We start from the raw sequence: 18,626 nt of genomic DNA, 5'->3' as shown, positions 1-18,626 counted from the left end.
ATCGTGAAATTACCGTGTTAATCATGAAAAATCGGATTTTTAGACGATTAATATCGTGATATGGCTGGTTTTAACAGTTTATGCAGATGGAGCGCAGACTAAGTAGGGTGGTGGGGCGTGGCCAGTGGCTGGCACCTTGCGATGGTGCCGGGTTGTGTCAAAACAAGCGCAAATTATGCAGTGGAGCAGGGTGGTTGTTGTGGTGTGGTGGGAGTATTGGCACAGCGGGAGGCGGTGGGATGAAGCGGGATGATGTGGGAAGAAACCAGACGTGGCGCGGCTTTGCGGGGCGTGTCGTCGTTTAACGCTCAAAACCCGTTTAGCGTTCCAGAAACAGCAAGGCCGCGATCTTTCGCGGCCTTTTTGTCACAACGATCAGTTAGTTCTGACTGATTATTTTGGACCAATCAAATCTGGCGTCCGTACCAAACCACCCGTCCAATCACAGCAAAGTCACTAGGCACGTTGTTCAGGTCAACCTCGAATGGCTTACGACCGCACGCACAGCTTCTTCTACGCCGCCCCACCGTACTGGCAGACCGAAGGCTATGGCGTGCCGTTCGACTTCGACCAGTACCTGCAGCTGGCCGAGATGATGCGGACGTGCAAGGGCAAGGTGATGGTCAGCATCAACGACCACCCCGACATTCGCGAGGCGTTCAAGGGCTTCTGGATGGAAGGGCTGGACATCAAGTACAGCACCGGCAATGCCCAGGGCACACCGCAAACCAGCAGGGAGCTGGTGATCACGAACTGGGAGCCGGCGGTAATGGGCGGGCTGTTCTAACGGTCAATGGCAAAGCCCGGCGATGGTGCCGGGTTTGTGCCAAAACAAGCGCAAATTATGCAGTGGGGCAGGGTGGTTGCCTGTGACAAAAATCGCGCAAAACTGTGCCAAAAATAGCGCGAAGTTGTGGTGTGGTGGGAGTATTTGCTTCCTCCAGCGAGCAGGGCCGCGCGCCGGATGCCATGCGCGGCAAGGTCACCGCCCTGCGCCGCGAGATGGAGGGTGCCTCCCGCGCCCAGCGTGCGATGCAGATGGGCGGCCGCGTGGTCAATGGCTGGGCCACCGCCGGTGGTGCCATGGTCGGTGCCGGCTACGTGGCGGCGCAGCCGGTCAGGGGTCATTCGGGCTGCAGTAGATGTCCACAAAGCTGGTAACTACGCCCTATCAATTCCTGTTTTCTTTACCCAAACAGATGGCTTCTGCTATGACGTGAATCGCTCACTCTTTGATGGCAAGGGTAATGACTTACGTGCAGTGAAGGCTGACCGGGCACAGGAGCTGGAACTGGCGCAGCGCGAGGCGGCGATTGCCGCTGCGCGTGACCACGTCGGCCACGGAGGCACCTACATGCTCCTGCGCCAGCACGGTGATCTCGCTGGCGCGGTCGGCCATGCTGCGGGTACGGCTGATGCTGATTACGTTGTTCTTCTCCGCCTGGCTGCGCGACAGGATCAGCGTCGCCACCGGCGGCCGGGTGTAGTCCGGGCCACCGACCACCAGCGTGCCGTCCGGCTCCAGCCACGGCCACAGCCCGGCCACCTCTGCGGCTTCGCGGATGGCATCCCAGGCGCTGACGCCGGGGTCGATGGCGACACGGTCGTGGCGCTGCATGTGCTCGGCTTCGATGCGGTAGCGCTTGATGCCCAGCGGCAGCGCCACCTGCTTGATGATGTTCTCCAGGGTGACCTGGTTGGCGGCAAAGATCGGCGCCGAGCAGTCCAGCAGCTGGCCGACCAGGTCGCGGCCGGTGAGGCTGACCGACAGGTTCTCGCGGCTGTCGGTCTCCACGATGTCGTCGATGAAGCCGACCATCACCCGTTCGCGGCCAACGTGTACCTCCATCGGCGCGCCCTCCTGCACCGAGTCCGGCAGCGCCTCGCCGCCGGTGAACAGCTCGAACGTCCAGCCGTCGTCGGCCTTCATCAGGTCGGAGTCGATGTCGTAGCGGCTCCAGTTGCTGTGGAGCTTGCCGCCGACCACCAGCGACACCGCCTCGTTATCAGCGCGCGTAGGCATGCAGCACCTCGCCGGCGGTGATGAAGTTGGGGTTGCGTACCTGCGGATTGAGGCGTGCCAATTCCGCCGCACGGCTGCTGTCGCCATACCACCAGTGCGCGACCAGGTGCAGGTTGCCACTGGCTTCCACCTCGCGGCGGATCAGCGGCGGCCGGCTGTTGATCACGGCCACAGCAGCCAGCAGCAGGTTGTGGGCGGTGGCCTTGAGCGCTTCCACCGCCGGTACCGACTCTTCCAGCGGATACAGCTCGCGATAGGCGTCGATGGTGGCCTGCAGCTCTTCGCGGGCGTTGTTGACCAGGCTTTCGATCTGCAGCGGCGACAGACTGGCGGTTTCCGCCTCGTCCTGCAGCACGCCGGCCGTCACCGTGGCCAGCTCGGTGGCCACCAGTGCCTGCACCATGGCGGTGGTTTTGGCCACGTCCGCCGGGTACGGGCGGTTGATCAGATCCGCCGCCACGCCGCTGTCGGCGCTCTTGGCCGGCAGTTTGACGATCTCGCCGAAGCTGCTGCGCAAGGCACTGAATTCGCCACTGCTGCCGGACACCCAGCGCAGGTCGACCAGCCCGTTCAGCACACTGGCCAGATCGGCGGCGAAGTCCTGCGGCACGCTGATCAGCTGGCTGACGGAGTTAGTGACCATGCCGGCCAGACCGCGCGCGTCGTTCATCACCGACAGCAGGTTGTTCTTCCAGGCATTGATGCGGGCGAAGCTGCCCTGCAGAGCGGCGACGTAGGCGAAGGCGGCGGCAAAGTTGCTGATGGCCAGACCACGTGCGGCATCGGCAAGGTTGGCCGCACCAGCGGCCTTGGCGGCCGGCAGCTCGCGTTCGAACAGCGACTGCCGCGCACCACCCACCACTACCGTCAGCCGCATGCTGCAGCCGTCTACCAGCTCGGTGCTGTGCTCTTCGCTCCACTCGTTGATGTGGCATTCGGCCAGCGGCCCGTACACCGGGTGCACGAACTCGCCGGCGCCCCCCTCGTCGACCGCCTGCAGGAACGCCTTCAGACGGGTCTCGTAGTCGTCGCCCCAGAAGATGGCGGTGACGCTGAAGCTCTTGCCGCGCCCGCCGGTATCGGTGATCTGCTCACCGTTCTGGTACGGGATACCGGTGCGTGCCAGATCGCGGCCGCCGCTGGCGGACACCGACTGGATGTCGAAGCGGACGCCCTTGGCCGCGACGACAGCGCCACGATGCGGTGGCCAGATGGAAAGCGGATGGTGTAGGTCTTGATGTTCTTGTCGCGGTCGGCCTCGTCGTCCCAGATGCCTTCCTCGACCTGGCCGGCGGCATAGTCGAACGCCTTGCACCACATGGCGCAGGCTTCGATGTACTCCGCGGTCATGTCCTGGTTGTAGGCGATGTAGTAGACGTTCTGGCCGCCGGCCGGCTTCTCGGCGGCGGCGGTCAGCACATCGTCGGCGGCCTCGCCCCAGGTCAGACCGGTACGGCGCGACTTCTCGATGACCTTGAGCGGCGACGGGTCGGCCACCCAGCGCTGCTGGTACGGCAGCAGCACCGCCGGGATGTCGGCGCCGGCGGTGCTGGGCAGCTGAATGGGGAGCGTCATTCGGCAATCCCCAGGATCATCTTGCGGATCTGCTGCACCGTGGCACCGGTCAGGCCGCCCTTGCTGGCCAGCGACTCGGCGGCCTCGGCCACCGCCCGCGCCTTGTCGCGCACCTCGGCCTGCCATTTCTTCTGCACCACGCTGGCCTTGCCCAGCTCGGCCACGGCCTTGGCCACCTTGGGCAGGTCGATCCGGCCGTCCTGTGCCATCAGCAGCTGGAACAGCTTTTCCTGCACCAGCCGCATCAGCGCCTCGTTGACCGCGCCTTCGTTGTCCGGCGCCGCCTCGACCACGGCACGCGCCTGCTGGCTGGCCATCTTCAGCGCCGCCAGCTTGTCTTCAAACTCCTGACCGTAGCGGTGGATGGCGCTTTTGCTGATGTCGTAGCCCTTGGCGCGCAGCGTGTCGGCCAGCGCCTCGTAACCGGAGAAGTCGCCTTCGACCAGGGCACCATCCAGCCAGGCTTTGACCTCGGCGGGCAGCGTGGTGATTTTGGAACGTGGTGGCATGGCGGCCTCAGAAATACTTGGCCGGACGGGCGATGCCCGGCTGGCAGTCCACGGTGTACTCCACGATGTCCACCCCCAGCCGCGTCAGGTCGGCAGACCACGGGCCGTGCGGCTCGACCTTGATGCTGAGTAGCGAACGGTCGCGCAGGTAGTCCAGCTCGCAGCGCAGCTCGCGCTGGGTGGCGTCCGAGTAAATGCTCTGGATGGTGGACAGGATCAGCGCCTCGTGGGCGCCGATGGGGCGCGCATTGTTGAGGGTGAGGAGTACGGCCCAGCGCATGGACTCGCGGCGGGCTTTAGCGGTATCAATGGCACCGATCATGGTTTTCCCTTTAACGCCATCTGCTGCAGGCTATGCGCCACGCCATCCAGCTTGGCTTCGATAGTGGTCTGGTTACGGATGAAGTCTTCGCGGCGCACGTACTCCAGCGGCAGCGTGCCCATCAGCTTCAGCAAGTCTTTTTCAAGGTCGACCAGCTTGGCGCGCTGTTCTTCCAGCGTGCTGATGGTGGTCTTCTGCGACTCGGACACCGCCTTGAACTTCTCGTCGATGTTGCGGCCAACCTGACCGGCCAGAATCTTGGCCACGGTCCAGAAACTGCCCAGGATGGCCAGCAGCAAGGTGATCACCTGCCACAGCTCCAGCGATAACGTCATCGGGTTGGCCTTTCGTGCGTGCTTTGGCAATCAACGCAGCGGGTGCAGCCCGGTGCTGCTTGCTGGCGCTTATGCGGGATAGGCTCGCCGCAGTCCGCGCAGTGGCTGGCACCGGCCAGGCCGAAGGCCAGCACGCGATCAAGGCCAAGGTGCGCGACCGGGGCGTCAGCCTGTACCGGCCCCGTATCGTGACCTGTGGCGATGCCGACAATGCCGAGATGGCCAACAACTACGCCCGCAAGCTGCAGGCCGACAGCCGGCTGAACGGGCTGACACTGCAGGTTGAGGTGCCGGGACACCGCACCGAGAGCGGCCAGCTGTGGAAGCCCCGGTCAGCGGGTGGTGCTGCAGTGGGAAACCAAGGGCATCCATGGCGTGTTCTTCCTGGTGCAGCGCAAGCTGGTCGGTGGCCGTGGCCAGGCACGGCACACGCAGCTGACGCTGAAGGAGGACGGCGTGTGGCAGGTGTTCGCCATTCCCCAGGGCAAGCGCGGCGGCAAACGCAAGGGCCGCAAGAAGAAGGCCACCGGGCCGGGAGAGATTGTCGATGTGGAAAGATATTGATCGCCGCATTGCCGCTGCAGCGGCACGGGTGCGCCAGGTGTACCGGGGCGTGATCACACTAGCCAGCACCGACGGCCCGGTGATGCTGGTGCAGTTGAAGGGACTACCCAGCGAAGGCCAGGACGGCATCGAGCTGTTCCAGCACTTCGGCCTGACCAGCTGCCCGCCACCCGGCACCATGGCGGTGGCGGTACCGGTCGGCGGCAAAACCTCGCACTCCATCGTGATCGCCACCGAGCACGGCAGCCTGCGCATGAAGAGCCTGAAGTCGGGCGAAACCGCGATCTACTCGGCCGAAGGCGCCCACGTCCATATCAAGCAGGGCCGGGTGGTGGCGGTGGACTGCGACCGCTACGAGGTGAGCTGCAAGAACTACAGCGTCAACGCCAGCGAGGGCGCGAGTTTCGAGACGCCACTATTGCAGGCCAGCGAGCAAGTCACCGCCCAAGGCAAGCTGACCGGTAACGGCGGCATGGCGATCAGTGGTGGCGACGGCGCCTCGTTCCAGGGCGACGTTAACCAGACGGATGGCAGCTACACCACTAACGGGGATGTGGTGGCCAGCGGGACAAGCCTGCATGGCCACAAGCACAACTATTCGGGTGGGGTGACGGGCATGCCTATTTAAAATTCATAAAATCTAGCGCATCATTATGTGTATATCAATTTAAATTGAGTGGACTCAGGACGTATGGCAACCGTTACCAAAAACAAGCAGGCCGGAATAAGAGTCAAAGTGCCGTGCAGTGAGTGTATGAAAGACACCAACCACGACATCCTATGTGATGTTGCGGAGTCGGACGTCGTCGTAGACAACTCAACATTGTATTTAGCCTGGGATAACAGTTATCAGATTGTTCAGTGTTGCGGGTGTGAGTCGATTCACTTCCGTAAAACAGCGGAGAATTCAGACGATGTATGGGTAGATGATGACTTTAACTCTTATCCGGATATTAAGGTTGATGTATACCCAAACCCTAACGAAGGAAGGCCGCCGGTCAATGACGATAAGCTCTTGCCCGATCATCTGAGGCACATTTATCTCGAAACACTGGCTGCGCTGAACAGCAACCAGCGAATCTTGGCAGGAATCGGAATCCGCGCGATTGTTGAAACAGTCTGTAACATTAAGCAGGTCGCTGGCCGTACTCTTGCCGATAAGATTGATGGACTAGTTACAGATGGAGTGATGACGAATGCTGGCGCCTTGATTCTTCATCAACTCCGAACCTTGGGTAACAATGCGGCACATGAGGTTAAACCGCATGATCAAGTTCAGTTGGGACTGGCATTGGATGTTATTGACCATCTTTTGCAAGGCGTTTTCATCCTACCGTTCCATGCTCAACGGAAACTGCCTCAAGCATAAGAAGTCAACTTGCTCTGCCTACTGACACCCATCAGCTAACCCCATCCCCACCATGCCCGGACAATTCCGGGTATGGACGCTTTCATCTCCCCCCAAACCCGCGATTACGACGGCACCCAGGTCACCAGCCTGGAAAACGCCGTCTACCTGCGCCTGACCACGCCGCTTGGCAGCCTGTGGCATGACAAGACCTTCGGCTCCCGCCTGCACCTGTTGTCCCGCGAGAAGGATGTGGCGCGGGTGCGGCAGCTGGGCGAGGCCTACGTGCGCGAGGCGCTGCAGCCGATTCTGGATGATCGCCGCGCATTGGTGCTGCAGGTCGCTGCCGTCCGCCGGGATCGTGGTTTTATCGTCGTCGAGGGCGCGCTGACCGATGCCAACGGCAATGCGGTACCGCTCAACACTTGGGTGCCCGTGTCATGACGTTTACCCTCAAGACTTTGCCCGTCATCCGTGACGACTACCTGCGCGAGCTGAGCAGCAACGACAGCAGCCAACACATCACGCCCGATTCCGATAATTACCAGCACGCCAGTGCCGTCGGTAGCGTGGTAGAAGGCACCTATTCGCACCAAGCGTGGCTGCGCCGCCAGCTGTCCGCCGAGGACTGCGACGACGACATCCTGCTGCTGTATGCGCGGGATCGTGGCTTGAGCCTGAAGCCGGCGACCTCGGCGCAGGGCCGTATGGTGCTGCAGGGGCTGGCCGGTGCCACGGTACCGGTTGGCACCATCGGCTTGCGTGGCGACGGCAGCAGTTATCGCACCACGGCCGAGGCCGTCGCCGACGTGGATGGCGTGGCGCAGCCGGCTGCGGTTGCTCTGGTAGCTGGTACCGAGGGCAATGCCGCCGATGGCACGGCGATCACCCTGCAGGTGGCGCCGGAGGGCTTCCAGCTGAAAGCCACGCTGGAGGGCATGGATGGAGGCCAGCCGCAGGAGACCATCGCCTCGCTGCGTGCGCGTTATCTGGAGCTGATCCGCCGCCCGCCGGCCGGCGGCAACAAGTACGACTGGCCACGCTGGGCCAAGCAGGTGCCGGGGGTGGAGCAAGCCTGGTGTTTCCCGACCCGGCGCGGCCTGGGCACGGTGGACGTGGTGATCCTCGCTGCCAACGGCGCCTTGCCGTCGGCCGAACTGATCGAGGCGGTGCGGCTGTACCTCGCCGAGCAGCGCAACGTCACCGGCAAGAACTACCTGGTACTGGCGCCGACCCTGCAGCCGGTGGCCATCCACGTCCGTCTCAAGCTGCTGGCCGGCTATACCCGCGAGCAGGTGGCCGCCGCCATCGCTTCTGCATTGCAGGTCTATTTCGGACGGCTGATCCCTGGCGAAACCGCGATCAAGTCCAGCATTGAAACCATTATTTCCACGCTGGCCGGCGTGTCCGACCGCGAGGTGATTGCGCCGGCCGGCAACGTCGCGGCCACCGTCGACGCCAACGTGGTGGAGTGGCTGACGCTGGGTGTGGTCACCGTGGAGTTGATGCCATGACCAGCCGCCGCCACGCCCAGCTGCTGTTGCGCCTGCTGCCGCCGGTCGCCTACGACCCGAACGGGCAGCGTGTGGGCCTGCGTGCCCAGGCGGCGGGCAAGGTGCTGGACGATCTGGCGGGCAGCTTTGCGGCACTGGTCGGTGCGCTGTCGCCGATCTCGGCCGGCGACCAACTGACGCTGTGGGAGCGCAACCTCGCCATCGAGCCGGAGTTCGGCGCGCCTTATGCCTCGCGCGTGGCGCGCATCCTGTCCCGCCTGCGCGAAACCGGCGGGCTGTCCATCCCGTACTTCACACGCATCGCGGCGGGCCTCGGCTACCGGATCGACATCGAGGAGCAAGGCGCCCGCGTGCTGGGTAACACCTGGTGCGGCATGCGCCTGCGCCACCCGGATACGCAATGGCTGTGGACGGTACACGTCAGCGGCCAGCCGGTGCGGATCTGGCATGCCCGTTGTGGCAGCTCGCGCTGTGGCGAGCGCCTGACCATGGTCTCCGATCCGATCATCGAAGCACTGTTTAACGACCTGAAGCCGGCAGATACCCGCTGCCTGTTTTACTACGAGGGATAGTCATGAATCCGCTAAAGGAATGGACGAACGGGACGCCTGAGAACAACTACCAGGATGGCACCCAGCTGGATGCAGCGGATTTTGAGAGCTGGAGCAAAGAGCTGGTGGCGGTGCTGACCAGTGCCGGCATTGCGCCGGATGCTGGCGAGTTTGACCAGTTGCTGAGTGCCATCAAGGTGGTTGGCCGGCGTGATGCCGCCAGCTACGCCCAGGCGACTGGCACGGCCAATACCGTCGCAGTTGACTACACACCCGCTGTCACCGAGCTGGTCGACGGCATGGTGCTGCGCTTCTCGGCGGCACATAGCAACACCGGCGCAGTGACCTTCAGTCCCAACGAGCTGCCCGCCAAGCCGGTGCGCGGGCTGGCAGTGCTGCCGCTGCAGGGCGGTGAGATTGTCACCGGCGGCCGCTGCCTGGTGATGTACAGCCAGGCGCTCGATGCCTGGCTGTTGCTGGCATCGACCGGCGGCGCGCTGCAGGTGCCGGATGCCGTACACCCGGATCAGGCGCCGACCCTGCGGCAAGTCGAAGAGATCGCCGGCCAGTCTGGCGGCTACCTGCTGGAAGTGAAGTGGTGGCAAGGCACCCGTGCCGGCATTCCGGCAGGCTACGGCCCTAACGATGGCCAGCTGCTCAACCGTGCCACCTATCCCGATGTGTGGGCGATGATCGCCGCCGGCACCGTGCCGGTGGTGAGCGATGCGGTGTGGCTGGCCGACCCGACCAAGCGCGGCTGCTATTCCACCGGTGATGGCGCGACCACCTTCCGGCTGCCGGACTACAACGGCAAGCATGCCGGTTCGCTGGGGGCAGTGTTCCTGCGTGGCGACGGCACGATGTCGGCGGCGGTGGCGGGGGCGATTCAGCCGGATGCATTCCAGGGGCATACGTTTGCGCTGCCGTTGGGGACAGACTCGCTGGGAGGGTCAGGGGTACAGAACTATCGACCGATAGCGTCGGCAAACACGGCTGGTGCGCCCATTTCTGACGGTGTTAACGGCGCGCCACGCACCGCATCGGAAACCAGACCCCTCAACGTCACCGGCTGCTGGATCGTGAAGCTGTTCGGCTCCGTGATCAACCCCGGTGCCGTCGATGCAGCGCAACTGGCCAGTGACCTGGTCGCGCTGACTGCGCGGGTCAGTACGCTGGAAAGTAACCAGAGGCTCACAAAGGAATATGTCAGTACCGAGCAAGTCATTACAGCAGGCGGGCTACTTACACTGGCACATGGGCTTGGCGTCGAACCAAAACTGGTGACGGGACAGCTGGTTTGTAAAACAGCAGATAACGGCTATGCCGTCGGTGCCGTCATCGAAATGCCGCTGACCAACCTGAACAGCACGGCGGCAAATGCCTATGGCTGCAATGCGCGCAAAGACGCCACCAACGTGTATATCCGCTACGGCGCTAACGCTGCACTGTGGCCCGCAGTCAACGGCACGACGGGTGCGTACGCGACACTGACTTCTTCTAGCTGGCGACTTGTAGTGAGGGCTTTTGCGTAATGAAAACGATCATTATGGTTACACCGGATGGCACATACATCGGGGCATTCAGTGGTGATGTCGGCGGATTGCCTGCGGGCATCGAGGTGCCAACTGCGCCGCAAGACGCGCGGCAGATTTGGCAGTTTCCAGGCTGGTCGCCGGTACCCGTGACAGTCCCGCAAGAGGTGACCCGCTTCCAGGCGCGGGCGGCACTGTATCAGGCCGGCTGGCTGGACGAGGTGGAGGCGCTGATCGCGGCACCGGAGACCGACCGGATGCTGGTACTGGCATGGCAGGATGCGCTGACGTTCAAGCGGCAAAGTCCGTTTGTGCAGGCGATGGCGAAGCAGCTTGGCTTGAGCGAACCGCAGCTGGATGGGCTGTTCATTACGGCGGCGGGCATCGAATGAGACCGACGGCGGCAATGCTACCGTGGCTGACGAGACCGTAGACCGGTCACCAAGTAGGAGTAAGAGACAGCGAACGGGAGGGTGCTACGAACACCCTCCCGAACAGCTGACCCGCAGTTCAGGCCTGCAAGTCAACCCAAGGCTGCCACCTTCAGCGCTGAAAGCGCGGCAAGTTTAGCGGTTTTTTTGACACTTGCAGATGAAAAATGACATCCGCTGCGGCGAGTGCCGCCGCAAACTGGCCGAAGGCCAGTACATCACCCTCACCATCAAGTGCCCGCGTTGCGGCACGATGAACCACCTGAAGGCCGAGAGCCTCCCCTCCGAGCACCGCCGAGTGCCACGACCTGGAGAATCCGATGGACGCCAGTCCGATCATTCCTTGGCTCGGCGGCAAGCGCCGCCTGGCTGACAAGTTATTCCCGCTGTTCCCGCCGCACGAGTGCTACGTGGAGCTGTTTTCTGGCGGCGCGGCGCTGTACTTTCTGCGCCAGGTGCCGGCGCCGGTGGAGGTGCTCAACGACGTCAACGGCGAGCTGGTGAACCTCTACCGGGTGGTGCAACACCACCTGGAAGAGTTCGTGCGGCAATTCAAGTGGGCACTGAGCAGCCGCGAGGTGTTCAAGTGGCAGCAGATGACCCGCCCGGAGACGCTGACCGACATCCAGCGCGCGGCGCGCTTCTTCTATCTGCAGCACCACGCCTTCGGCGGCAAGGTCGACGGCCAGCACTACGGCACCGCCACCACTGCGCCGATGTTCAACTTGTGCCGGATCGAAGAAAACCTGAGCGCCGCGCACCTGCGGCTGTCCGGTACCAATATTGAGCGGCTGCCGTGGCAGGACTGCCTGAAGCGCTACGACCGCGCGCACACCTTCTTCTACGCCGATCCCCCGTACTGGCAGACCGAAGGCTACGGCGTACCGTTCGAGTTCGACCAGTACCTGCAGCTGGCCGAGGCGATGCGGACGTGCAAGGGCAAGATGATGGTCAGCATCAACGACCACCCCGACATTCGCGAGGCGTTCAAGGGCTTCTGGATGGAAGGGCTGGACATCAAGTACAGCACCGGCAATGCCCAGGGCACACCGCAAACCAGCAGGGAGCTGGTGATCACGAACTGGGAGCCGGCGGTAATGGGCGGGCTGTTCTAACGGTCAATGGCAAAGCCCGGCGATGGTGCCGGGTTTGTGCCAAAACAAGCGCAAATTATGTGGTGGAGTAGGGTGGTTGCCTGTGACAAAAATCGCGCAAAACTGTGCCAAAAATAACGCGAAGTTACATTGGCTTCTGCCTGATCCTTGGTCTTTAGACTAAAGGTTATCTCTTGCTTCCCGTAGTGATCTACAAGGTCCGCAGGGACCCTGAGGCGGAAGTAGTAGGTTGCTCCACGGCGGACTACATGGGTTGTTCTAGACATGGCTTTGTCGGTCATTGTGTAGCACCCACAGGTAACAGGCAAAGAAAAAAGCCATTAAAAACCAGTAACTTACTGATCTTCAATGGCTTTTGTATCCGGTGGTGGAGGCGGCGGGAATCGAACCCGCGTCCGGAAATCCTACACAGAGAGTTCTACATACTTAGTCGTGTCATTTGGATTTAACCTCCACTACGCCGACGGACAGGCTGAGCTTTGGCGAGTTACCTTTTGGTTCGCATTGTGCCAAGTAACCCGACACAACACTAGCAGATGTAAAGTGACACTACAGGGTTTTGACGCCCCCGGCCCATCTGCGAACCGTTGTAGTGTCTAGCCGGCCGTTAGGCTGCTAGAGCGTAGTTTTCGTCGTTTGCGACTAAATAAATTCAGTGTTTTACGGGAAGTCTGAGATCCCGGTATGCCCTCTTCTGCTTCGCAACCCCCGTCGAAACCAGGTCGCCCCCACAGTCTGAAGAATTTCAGTATACCTGAAGGTATAGCCACGCGCCAGCAGTGGCTTGATTCAATTCGCGATTTCGGCGCGGTCGCGGCCGTTGTGCTTGGCGGCGTACAGTGCCTTGTCGGCCTTTTCGAACAGGCTGCGCGTGGTGTCGTCTGCCTGCGGCACTTGCGACAGCACGCCGATGCTGCACGAGGCGCGGCCAACCGGGCTTTGCTGGTGAGGGATCTGCAGCAGCAGCAGTTGCTGGCGCAGGGTGGCGGCAATGTCCAGTGCCTGCTCGGGAGTGGCGCCGGGCAGCAGGATGGCGAACTCCTCGCCGCCGATGCGGGCGGCGAGGTCATGGCTGTTGCGGACGGCTTTTTCGACGACGGTGGCGATCTTTTTCAGCACGTCGTCACCGGCGGCGTGGCCGTAGTGGTCGTTGTAGCGCTTGAAGTAGTCGACATCGATGATGAGCAGCGCCAGCGGTTTGCGTGTCAGTTGTGCCTGTTGCAGGGTGAATATGAAGCGATCGTCAAAGTGGTGGCGGTTGGCGAGGCCGGTCAGCTTGTCGGTGAGGGCGAGGCGCTTGAAGTGGCTCTGCTGCAGGAAGTAGTCGGTCACCGTGGCCAGCATGAGCAGCGTGATCAGCGAGGCCAGCGGCAGATATAGCTGCTGCAGTTGCAGCAGCAATACGGCGCCTGCCAGCAGGGTGGCACTGTAGATGGCGACGGCCTGGATGCTTTTTTCGCGGTAGCGCCGTCGCAGCAGGCATTGCCACAGCAGTGTCAGCCCGAGCAGCAGCGGCGGCAGATAGGCGGTGTCCAGCGGGCGGACCAGGCTCTGGCTTTGCAGCGCCTGGGTGGTGGCGGCGTTGATGACGACGCCGCTGGTTGCCGGCCAGTCGGCCTGCATCGGTGTCAGGTGGCTGTCGCCGAGGCCGGAGGCGGTGGCGCCGATGAGTACGGTCTTGCCGGTCAGCGCCTCGATGTTGCCGTTGTGGTTGAGGATGTCGACAAAGGAGAGGCTGGGAAAACCGAGCTCGCCGTCCAGATGCGGCAGCAGGCGTTCGTCGTGGCGCTGCCAGCGATTGTTGAGAACCGGTGTGTCCAGCGCCATGACCGGGGGCGGCAGGCCGGCCAGTAGTGCGGTAAATGCCGGCCAGCGTGGCTGGCCCAGGCCGCTGGCGAGATAGGTGCGGCGGATCAGACCGTCCTGATCCAGCGGGTAATCCATCATGCCGATGCCCTTGGCGGCCTCGGCAAACATCCGCAGCGGCAGGGTTTCCACCAGCTGGTTGTTGCTGACCTCGGGGACGGCGGGCAGGAACACCTTGCCGTTGCGGCGCAGGGCCTCGGCCAGCGCCTGATCGGATTCGGGGTTGGCCGACGGTTCGGCCAGCACCAGATCGAGGCCGACGGCCCGGGCATTACCCAGTTTGTCGATGGCGCCGGCCAGCAGTTCGCGCGGCCACGGCCAGCGCCCCAGCTCGGCCAGGCTTTTCTCGTCGATGGCCACGATGACGATATCGTCGCTGGCCGCTTGCGCCAGCAGCTGCCCGAGCCGGTCCTGAAACCAGAGGTCGAGGCGGTTGGGCAGCAGGCTGACCAGCAGCACCAGTGCCGGCAGGATGAAGGCGGGCAGGCGCTTGGGAGTGTGTGGGCGCATGCTGTTCAGTCTAGCAGCAAGATGTCATCCGGCTCTTGTGCCAGATAGCCATCGGGGGTGGTGACGCGATAGCTGACCCGGTAGCGGCCGGGGAACAGGCGCTCCGCCAGCTGCCAGCGCGGGCTATCGCCATCCAGTTGCAGCGGTGCCTGCGGCTGGTCGAGCTGGGTCAGTCGCAGCTGGTAGCGGGCATTGGCCAGCGGGTAGGGGCGGGCACTGAGCGTGGTGCCGCGGTAGTGGCTGGCCCGCCACCAGCCGGTGCCGGCCTGCAGCTGGTAGGTCTGGCTGTAGGGGCCGGGCTGCTGGCTGGCGTCCAGGCGGGCGATCTGCCAGAACCAGTGACCGCCCTCCGGCAGGGTGAGGCGATTGTCCTGCCGCGAGAAGTCATGCAGCAGCGGCTGGCTGAACGCCGCGTCCCGCGCCAGCCGTAGCCGGTAGCGGCTGCCGGCATCGCCGCTGACCACAAAACGCACTTCAAGGCCACGCAGGCGGGTGTCGGGGGCCGGGCTGACGACCAGCGGCGGGGTCGGGAAGGCGTGGACGCGGAAGTCCTGGCTGGCAACGCGGCCTTGCAGGCCGTTGTCCAGCTCGCTGCGCGCCAGCAGCCGGTACTCGCCGTTGTCCAGCGCCGGATAGCTGTGATTGCTGACGGCCGTCGTGTCACCGACGATGCGGCGTTCCGGGGCGGTGCGCAGCAATTGCACGGGATAGCGGCTGATGCCCGCCACCGGTGGCCACTGCAGGATGGCGGGAGAAAACGCCTGCGTGCCGCCCAGCTGGCCGAGCTCTGGCGGAGGCGGCAGCGCCGTGCTCTTGCCCGGTACCTCGCCGCGACGGGTGACGCTGCCGAAGCCGCCGCCGATCTGTTCGCTGTAGCCGGCGGCGCTGACCTCCACCTGGCCCTCGCTCACCTCGGTGGCGGAACGGCGGTCGCCGTCGACATGGACGCGGAAGACGGTGCCGCGCACCGCGGTAATCGCGCTCGGTGTCTGGATGGTGTGGCGATTGGGCATCAGCGGGTTCTTGCTGACATGGTTGTCGACGCTGCCGCGTTCGATATTCAGCCAGGTGGCGTTGGCGCCGGTGCTCGGGTAGTGCACCGCCTGCTGGATGGTGAAGCGGGCATTGGCGCCGATGCTGACCAGACTGCCGTCTTCCAGCAGCAGCTTCAGCAGGCTGTTGGGGCCGGTGCTGATGATGTGGCCGGCCTGCAGCGGATAGCTGTTGCCGTTGACCAGTGCCGTTTGCTGCTTGCCGTTGCCGAGGCTGGCGCTGCCGATCAGGTCGGTCACCGTGGCCTTGCCGGTGTGTTGCCGCATCCACTGCGTTGGAATGCGCACCACGCTGCCGGGCGTCAGGACATAAGGATCGCGAATGGCGTTTTTCTGCTGCAGCGCCGGGACGTGGGCAATCGAGCGCAGGTGCTGACGGGCGATGCTCCACAGCGTGTCGCCACGCTGCACGGTATAGCGCCATTCATCGGTGTCGGCAGCCTGGGCCAGATGGGGGAGGCACAGCAAGAGTGGCAGCAGAGTCGGTAGAGAACGCATGAGTGTGGTCGGCAGGCTGTTTTTATCAACTTGGCATTATAAGAGCTTGAAGCGTGCCGTGGTGGATATCGCGGCGTGCCGCGCTGCTTGCTGGCCAAGGGGGGAAAGCTGCCGTGCGGTGTTGCGGTAGGGTGATTCGCGGCTAAGCTATTGACGACATTGCGATAATTGATTTCCCCAGCTGCGCTGGCTGGCCTAGCGTTAAAACAGGGTTGTTGATTGCAGGGAGTGTGTCATGGATACCGTGTTGGAGTGCAGCGTCTGTCTCGACAGCCTGCCGCCCGATAGTGGCGAGTGCGAGGTAACCGACTATGTGGCGCACTACTGTGGCCTGAACTGCTATGTGCGCTGGCACCAGCATGAAGTGCCGGGCGAGTCACCGCCGCCGCTGGAGGTATTGCCCGGCTGAGGCGCCGTACCGCAGGTGAACGTGGCAAAAGGTTGGCCGCAATGCCGAGATGGCATGGCGGCCTTGTTGTGTCAGGACAGGTGAGGCAGCAGCGCCAGTGGCTGGTCGATGGTGATGTCGGCCTGCCAGCTGTCGGTGTCGTCGCTGTCGGCGATATAGCCCCAGTTGACCAGTACCGTTTTCATGCCGACCGCGCGGCCGGCCTGGATGTCGCGCTCGGCATCGCCGACATACAGGCAGTGCTCCGGCGCGATGTCGATTTGCTGGGCCGCGTGCAGCATCGGTGCCGGATCCGGCTTGGCGACGCCGACGGTGTCGCCGCTGACCACCACCGCCGGTGGCACCGCAAACGGCAGCGCCGGCACCAGCCGGTCGGTAAAGCGCATCGGCTTGTTGGTGACGATGCCCCACTTCAGGCCGCGGGCGTCGATCTCGCGCAGCAGCGCGTTGATGTCGTCAAACAGCACCGTTTCGTCGGCAAAGCTGTGTTCGTACAGGTCGAGGAAGCGCAGCCGGTATTCCTCGAAGCGCGGGTGGCTCTTGTCGATGCCGAAGCCGAGGCTGACCAGGCCGCGGGCGCCGTGGCTGGCGATCGGGCGCACTGCGGCATACGGTTGCGGCGGCAGGCCTTCTTCGGCCAGCAGGCGGTTGAGGGCGGCGCCCAGGTCGCGGGCGGTGTCGGCGAGGGTGCCGTCAAGGTCAAACAGTACGGCCTTGATCATGATTGCTGCAGTCTCCGGTAATGGCTTGCGGCCAACCTTGGGACAAGGTTGGCCGCAAGCGGGCGGGGTGGTTCAGCGGACGGTCTTGCCGAGGAACAGCTTGTACGCCGGGTTGTTGGTTTCTTCCACGCACGGGTAGCCGAGGCTGTCGAGGAATTGCTGGAACGCGGCATTGTCCTCGCTTGGCACCTGGATGCCGACCAGCACGCGCGCGTAGTCGGCGCCATGGTTGCGGTAGTGGAACAGGCTGATGTTCCAGTTGGTGTGCATCGCATCCAGGAAGCGCATCAGCGCGCCCGGACGTTCCGGGAACTCGAAGCGGAACACGCGCTCGTCTTTCAGCTGCGGCGCGTGGCCGCCGACCAGATGGCGGATGTGCAGCTTGGCCAGCTCGTTGTCGGTCAGGTCCAGCCCGTCCAGCTCGTTGGCTTGCAGGTCGGCCACGATGCGGGCAACGTCTTCCTTGCCGCTGATCTGCACCCCGACAAACACGTGGGCGATGCTCGGATCGGCAAAGCGGTAGTTGAATTCGGTGATGTTGCGGTTGCCGACCACGCTGCAGAACTTCTTGAAGCTGCCCGGCTTCTCCGGGATGGTGACCGCGATCACCGCCTCACGGCGCTCGCCAAGTTCGGAGCGCTCCGACACGTGGCGCAGGCGGTCGAAGTTCATGTTGGCGCCGCAGTTGATGGCGACAAAGGTCTTGCCGCTGCAGCCTTCGCGCTCGATATAGGTCTTGACCGCCGCCACCGCCAGCGCGCCGGCCGGTTCGGTGATGGAGCGGGTGTCCTCGAAGATGTCCTTGATCGCGGCGCAGATGGCGTCGGTATCGACCAGCATGATCTCGTCCAGCAGCTCGCGGCAGATTCGGAAGGTTTCCTCACCCACCAGCTTCACCGCCACGCCATCGGCGAACAGACCGACATCCTTCAGCTCGACGCGGTGGCCGGCCTCGATCGACTGCTTCATGGCGTCGGAATCGACCGGCTGCACGCCGATGATCTTGATTTCCGGCTTCAGCCGCTTGATGTAGCTGGCGACGCCGGCGGCGAGGCCGCCGCCGCCGATGGCGACGAACACCGCGTCGATCGGGCCGGGGTGCTGGCGCAGGATTTCCATGCCGATGGTGCCCTGGCCGGCGATCACGTCCGGGTCGTCAAACGGCGGGATGTAGGTCATGCCGTTTTCGGCCACCAGTTTCATGGTGTGCTGGTAGGCGTCGCTGAACGATTCGCCGGCCAGCACCACCTTGCCGCCGCGACGGGTGACGCCGTCGATCTTCACCTGCGGGGTGGTGACCGGCATCACGATGGTGGCTTCACAGCCGATGCGCTGCGCCGACAGCGCTACGCCCTGCGCGTGGTTGCCGGCGCTGGCGGTAATCACGCCGCGGGCCAGCTGTTCCGGCGTCAGCTTGGACATCTTGTTGTAGGCGCCGCGCAGCTTGAACGAGAACACCGGCTGCAAGTCTTCGCGCTTGAGCAGAATGGTGTTGCCGGTGCGGCGGCTGAGGTTGGCCGCCACGTCCAGCGGGCTCTCGATGGCCACGTCGTAGACGTTGGAAGTAAGAATGCGTTCTAGATAGTCCTTGGGATGCGGCATGGTGATCGGTGTCCGGATGATGTCTTTTTTTGTGAATCACCAGATTAACAGGAACCAAGTGCCAGCGAAAAGCGCCGTAAGGCAAAGATTGCTGCATTGCGGCGGCGGTCGGCGCAGTGCGCGGGCTTGTTTTGTAAAGAAAAACCTG

General features: G+C 63.4%; 24 protein-coding genes, 1 other RNA gene and 1 pseudogene. 13 read left to right on the top strand and 13 right to left on the bottom strand.

The features are described from left to right. The first annotated feature begins 484 nt into the window (after positions 1-484). A complete protein-coding gene (locus ACG97_RS06320) occupies positions 485-787 on the top strand; it encodes a hypothetical protein (protein WP_202902707.1) in 303 nt (100 codons plus the stop codon). Positions 788-921: 134 nt separating this feature from the next. After that, positions 922-1,161 carry a hypothetical protein gene (locus ACG97_RS06315; RefSeq protein ID WP_156167981.1) on the top strand — a complete coding sequence of 80 codons (240 nt, stop codon included), beginning with the start codon at positions 922-924 and terminating at the stop codon, positions 1,159-1,161. Between the two features lie 91 nt (positions 1,162-1,252). Here the strand turns inward: ACG97_RS06315 and ACG97_RS06310 are convergent, their stop codons facing one another. From ACG97_RS06310 to ACG97_RS17180, 7 genes and pseudogenes are all read right to left on the bottom strand, one after another. Beyond that, a complete protein-coding gene (locus ACG97_RS06310; protein WP_053068090.1) occupies positions 1,253-2,023 on the bottom strand; it encodes a phage baseplate assembly protein in 771 nt (256 codons plus the stop codon). Continuing rightward, a complete protein-coding gene (locus ACG97_RS06305; RefSeq protein ID WP_238377275.1) occupies positions 2,007-3,149 on the bottom strand; it encodes a DNA circularization protein in 1,143 nt (380 codons plus the stop codon). The genes ACG97_RS06310 and ACG97_RS06305 overlap by 17 nt, the downstream gene beginning before the upstream one ends. Further along, the gene (locus ACG97_RS17185; RefSeq protein WP_238377270.1) at positions 3,032-3,598 is read right to left on the bottom strand and encodes a hypothetical protein; all 567 of its coding nucleotides are present in this window, start codon (positions 3,596-3,598) and stop codon (positions 3,032-3,034) included. The genes ACG97_RS06305 and ACG97_RS17185 overlap by 118 nt, the downstream gene beginning before the upstream one ends. Continuing rightward, positions 3,595-4,107 (bottom strand): DUF3486 family protein, encoded by a 513-nt coding sequence (locus ACG97_RS06300; protein WP_047966489.1) that lies wholly within the window; start codon positions 4,105-4,107, stop codon positions 3,595-3,597. The genes ACG97_RS17185 and ACG97_RS06300 overlap by 4 nt, the downstream gene beginning before the upstream one ends. 7 nt (positions 4,108-4,114) lie before the next feature. Then, positions 4,115-4,429: a hypothetical protein gene (locus ACG97_RS06295; protein WP_047966488.1), complete on the bottom strand. Its 315-nt coding sequence runs from the start codon at positions 4,427-4,429 to the stop codon at positions 4,115-4,117. Next, the gene (locus ACG97_RS06290; RefSeq protein WP_047966487.1) at positions 4,426-4,764 is read right to left on the bottom strand and encodes a hypothetical protein; all 339 of its coding nucleotides are present in this window, start codon (positions 4,762-4,764) and stop codon (positions 4,426-4,428) included. The genes ACG97_RS06295 and ACG97_RS06290 overlap by 4 nt, the downstream gene beginning before the upstream one ends. Next, positions 4,761-4,856 (bottom strand): annotated as a pseudogene (locus ACG97_RS17180) (TraR/DksA C4-type zinc finger protein); the annotation flags it as partial. The gene ACG97_RS06290 and the pseudogene ACG97_RS17180, both read right to left, overlap by 4 nt. 250 nt (positions 4,857-5,106) lie before the next feature. On the opposite strand from ACG97_RS17180, the gene ACG97_RS16910 reads away from it, so the two are divergent. The 10 genes from ACG97_RS16910 to ACG97_RS06245 all read left to right on the top strand — a co-directional run bounded on the left by ACG97_RS16910 (position 5,107) and on the right by ACG97_RS06245 (position 11,819). Then, positions 5,107-5,328: a hypothetical protein gene (locus ACG97_RS16910; protein ID WP_156167980.1), complete on the top strand. Its 222-nt coding sequence runs from the start codon at positions 5,107-5,109 to the stop codon at positions 5,326-5,328. Then, the gene (locus tag ACG97_RS06280; RefSeq protein ID WP_047966486.1) at positions 5,312-5,956 is read left to right on the top strand and encodes a phage baseplate assembly protein V; all 645 of its coding nucleotides are present in this window, start codon (positions 5,312-5,314) and stop codon (positions 5,954-5,956) included. The genes ACG97_RS16910 and ACG97_RS06280 overlap by 17 nt, the downstream gene beginning before the upstream one ends. 126 nt (positions 5,957-6,082) lie before the next feature. Beyond that, entirely contained in the window at positions 6,083-6,697 is a 615-nt protein-coding gene (locus tag ACG97_RS17175; RefSeq protein WP_156167987.1) for a DUF4145 domain-containing protein, read from the top strand. A gap of 72 nt (positions 6,698-6,769) precedes the next feature. Next, positions 6,770-7,120 carry a phage GP46 family protein gene (locus tag ACG97_RS06275; protein WP_047966485.1) on the top strand — a complete coding sequence of 117 codons (351 nt, stop codon included), beginning with the start codon at positions 6,770-6,772 and terminating at the stop codon, positions 7,118-7,120. Further along, the gene (locus ACG97_RS06270) at positions 7,117-8,190 is read left to right on the top strand and encodes a baseplate J/gp47 family protein (RefSeq protein WP_047966484.1); all 1,074 of its coding nucleotides are present in this window, start codon (positions 7,117-7,119) and stop codon (positions 8,188-8,190) included. Before ACG97_RS06275 ends, ACG97_RS06270 begins: the two co-directional genes overlap by 4 nt. Further along, the gene (locus ACG97_RS06265) at positions 8,187-8,762 is read left to right on the top strand and encodes a YmfQ family protein (protein WP_047966483.1); all 576 of its coding nucleotides are present in this window, start codon (positions 8,187-8,189) and stop codon (positions 8,760-8,762) included. The genes ACG97_RS06270 and ACG97_RS06265 overlap by 4 nt, the downstream gene beginning before the upstream one ends. A 2-nt stretch (positions 8,763-8,764) precedes the next feature. Then, positions 8,765-10,273 (top strand): phage tail protein, encoded by a 1,509-nt coding sequence (locus ACG97_RS16905; protein ID WP_053068088.1) that lies wholly within the window; start codon positions 8,765-8,767, stop codon positions 10,271-10,273. Beyond that, entirely contained in the window at positions 10,273-10,665 is a 393-nt protein-coding gene (locus ACG97_RS06255; protein ID WP_047966482.1) for a hypothetical protein, read from the top strand. Before ACG97_RS16905 ends, ACG97_RS06255 begins: the two co-directional genes overlap by 1 nt. Positions 10,666-10,864: 199 nt before the next feature. Further along, positions 10,865-11,077, top strand: coding sequence for a Com family DNA-binding transcriptional regulator (locus ACG97_RS17170; RefSeq protein WP_082133666.1), 213 nt, complete (start codon positions 10,865-10,867; stop codon positions 11,075-11,077). Continuing rightward, on the top strand, positions 11,025-11,819 hold the full coding sequence (locus tag ACG97_RS06245) for a DNA adenine methylase (protein WP_047966480.1): 795 nt from the start codon (positions 11,025-11,027) through the stop codon (positions 11,817-11,819). The genes ACG97_RS17170 and ACG97_RS06245 overlap by 53 nt, the downstream gene beginning before the upstream one ends. Here ACG97_RS06245 and ACG97_RS18245 read toward each other — a convergent pair. The 4 genes from ACG97_RS18245 to ACG97_RS06235 all read right to left on the bottom strand — a co-directional run bounded on the left by ACG97_RS18245 (position 11,816) and on the right by ACG97_RS06235 (position 15,745). Then, complete coding sequence (locus ACG97_RS18245) at positions 11,816-12,085, bottom strand: DUF6538 domain-containing protein (RefSeq protein ID WP_369793032.1); 270 nt, start codon at positions 12,083-12,085, stop codon at positions 11,816-11,818. The genes ACG97_RS06245 and ACG97_RS18245 overlap by 4 nt on opposite strands. A 99-nt stretch (positions 12,086-12,184) precedes the next feature. Then, positions 12,185-12,549, bottom strand: a transfer-messenger RNA (tmRNA) gene (gene ssrA, locus ACG97_RS17165). 59 nt (positions 12,550-12,608) lie between these two features. Continuing rightward, positions 12,609-14,195: a CHASE2 domain-containing protein gene (locus ACG97_RS06240; RefSeq protein ID WP_047966479.1), complete on the bottom strand. Its 1,587-nt coding sequence runs from the start codon at positions 14,193-14,195 to the stop codon at positions 12,609-12,611. Between the two features lie 5 nt (positions 14,196-14,200). Further along, positions 14,201-15,745, bottom strand: a complete 1,545-nt coding sequence (locus ACG97_RS06235) for a FecR domain-containing protein (RefSeq protein WP_082133665.1) — start codon at positions 15,743-15,745, stop codon at positions 14,201-14,203. A gap of 235 nt (positions 15,746-15,980) precedes the next feature. Here ACG97_RS06235 and ACG97_RS17545 point away from each other — a divergent pair, with 235 nt between their 5' ends. Beyond that, positions 15,981-16,154, top strand: coding sequence for a DUF3330 domain-containing protein (locus tag ACG97_RS17545; RefSeq protein WP_156167979.1), 174 nt, complete (start codon positions 15,981-15,983; stop codon positions 16,152-16,154). A gap of 71 nt (positions 16,155-16,225) precedes the next feature. Here ACG97_RS17545 and ACG97_RS06230 read toward each other — a convergent pair whose 3' ends face one another. Next, entirely contained in the window at positions 16,226-16,876 is a 651-nt protein-coding gene (locus ACG97_RS06230) for an HAD family hydrolase (protein WP_047966477.1), read from the bottom strand. A 72-nt stretch (positions 16,877-16,948) separates the two neighbouring features. Continuing rightward, the gene (ilvA, locus tag ACG97_RS06225) at positions 16,949-18,478 is read right to left on the bottom strand and encodes a threonine ammonia-lyase, biosynthetic (RefSeq protein WP_047966476.1); all 1,530 of its coding nucleotides are present in this window, start codon (positions 18,476-18,478) and stop codon (positions 16,949-16,951) included. Between the last annotated feature and the right edge of the window lie 148 nt (positions 18,479-18,626).

Source organism: Vogesella sp. EB (assembly GCF_001037925.1).
Taxonomy (GTDB): domain Bacteria; phylum Pseudomonadota; class Gammaproteobacteria; order Burkholderiales; family Chromobacteriaceae; genus Vogesella; species Vogesella indigofera.
The sequence above is the reverse complement of the archived record's forward strand: the minus strand, read 5'-3'. Positions and strand labels throughout refer to the sequence as shown.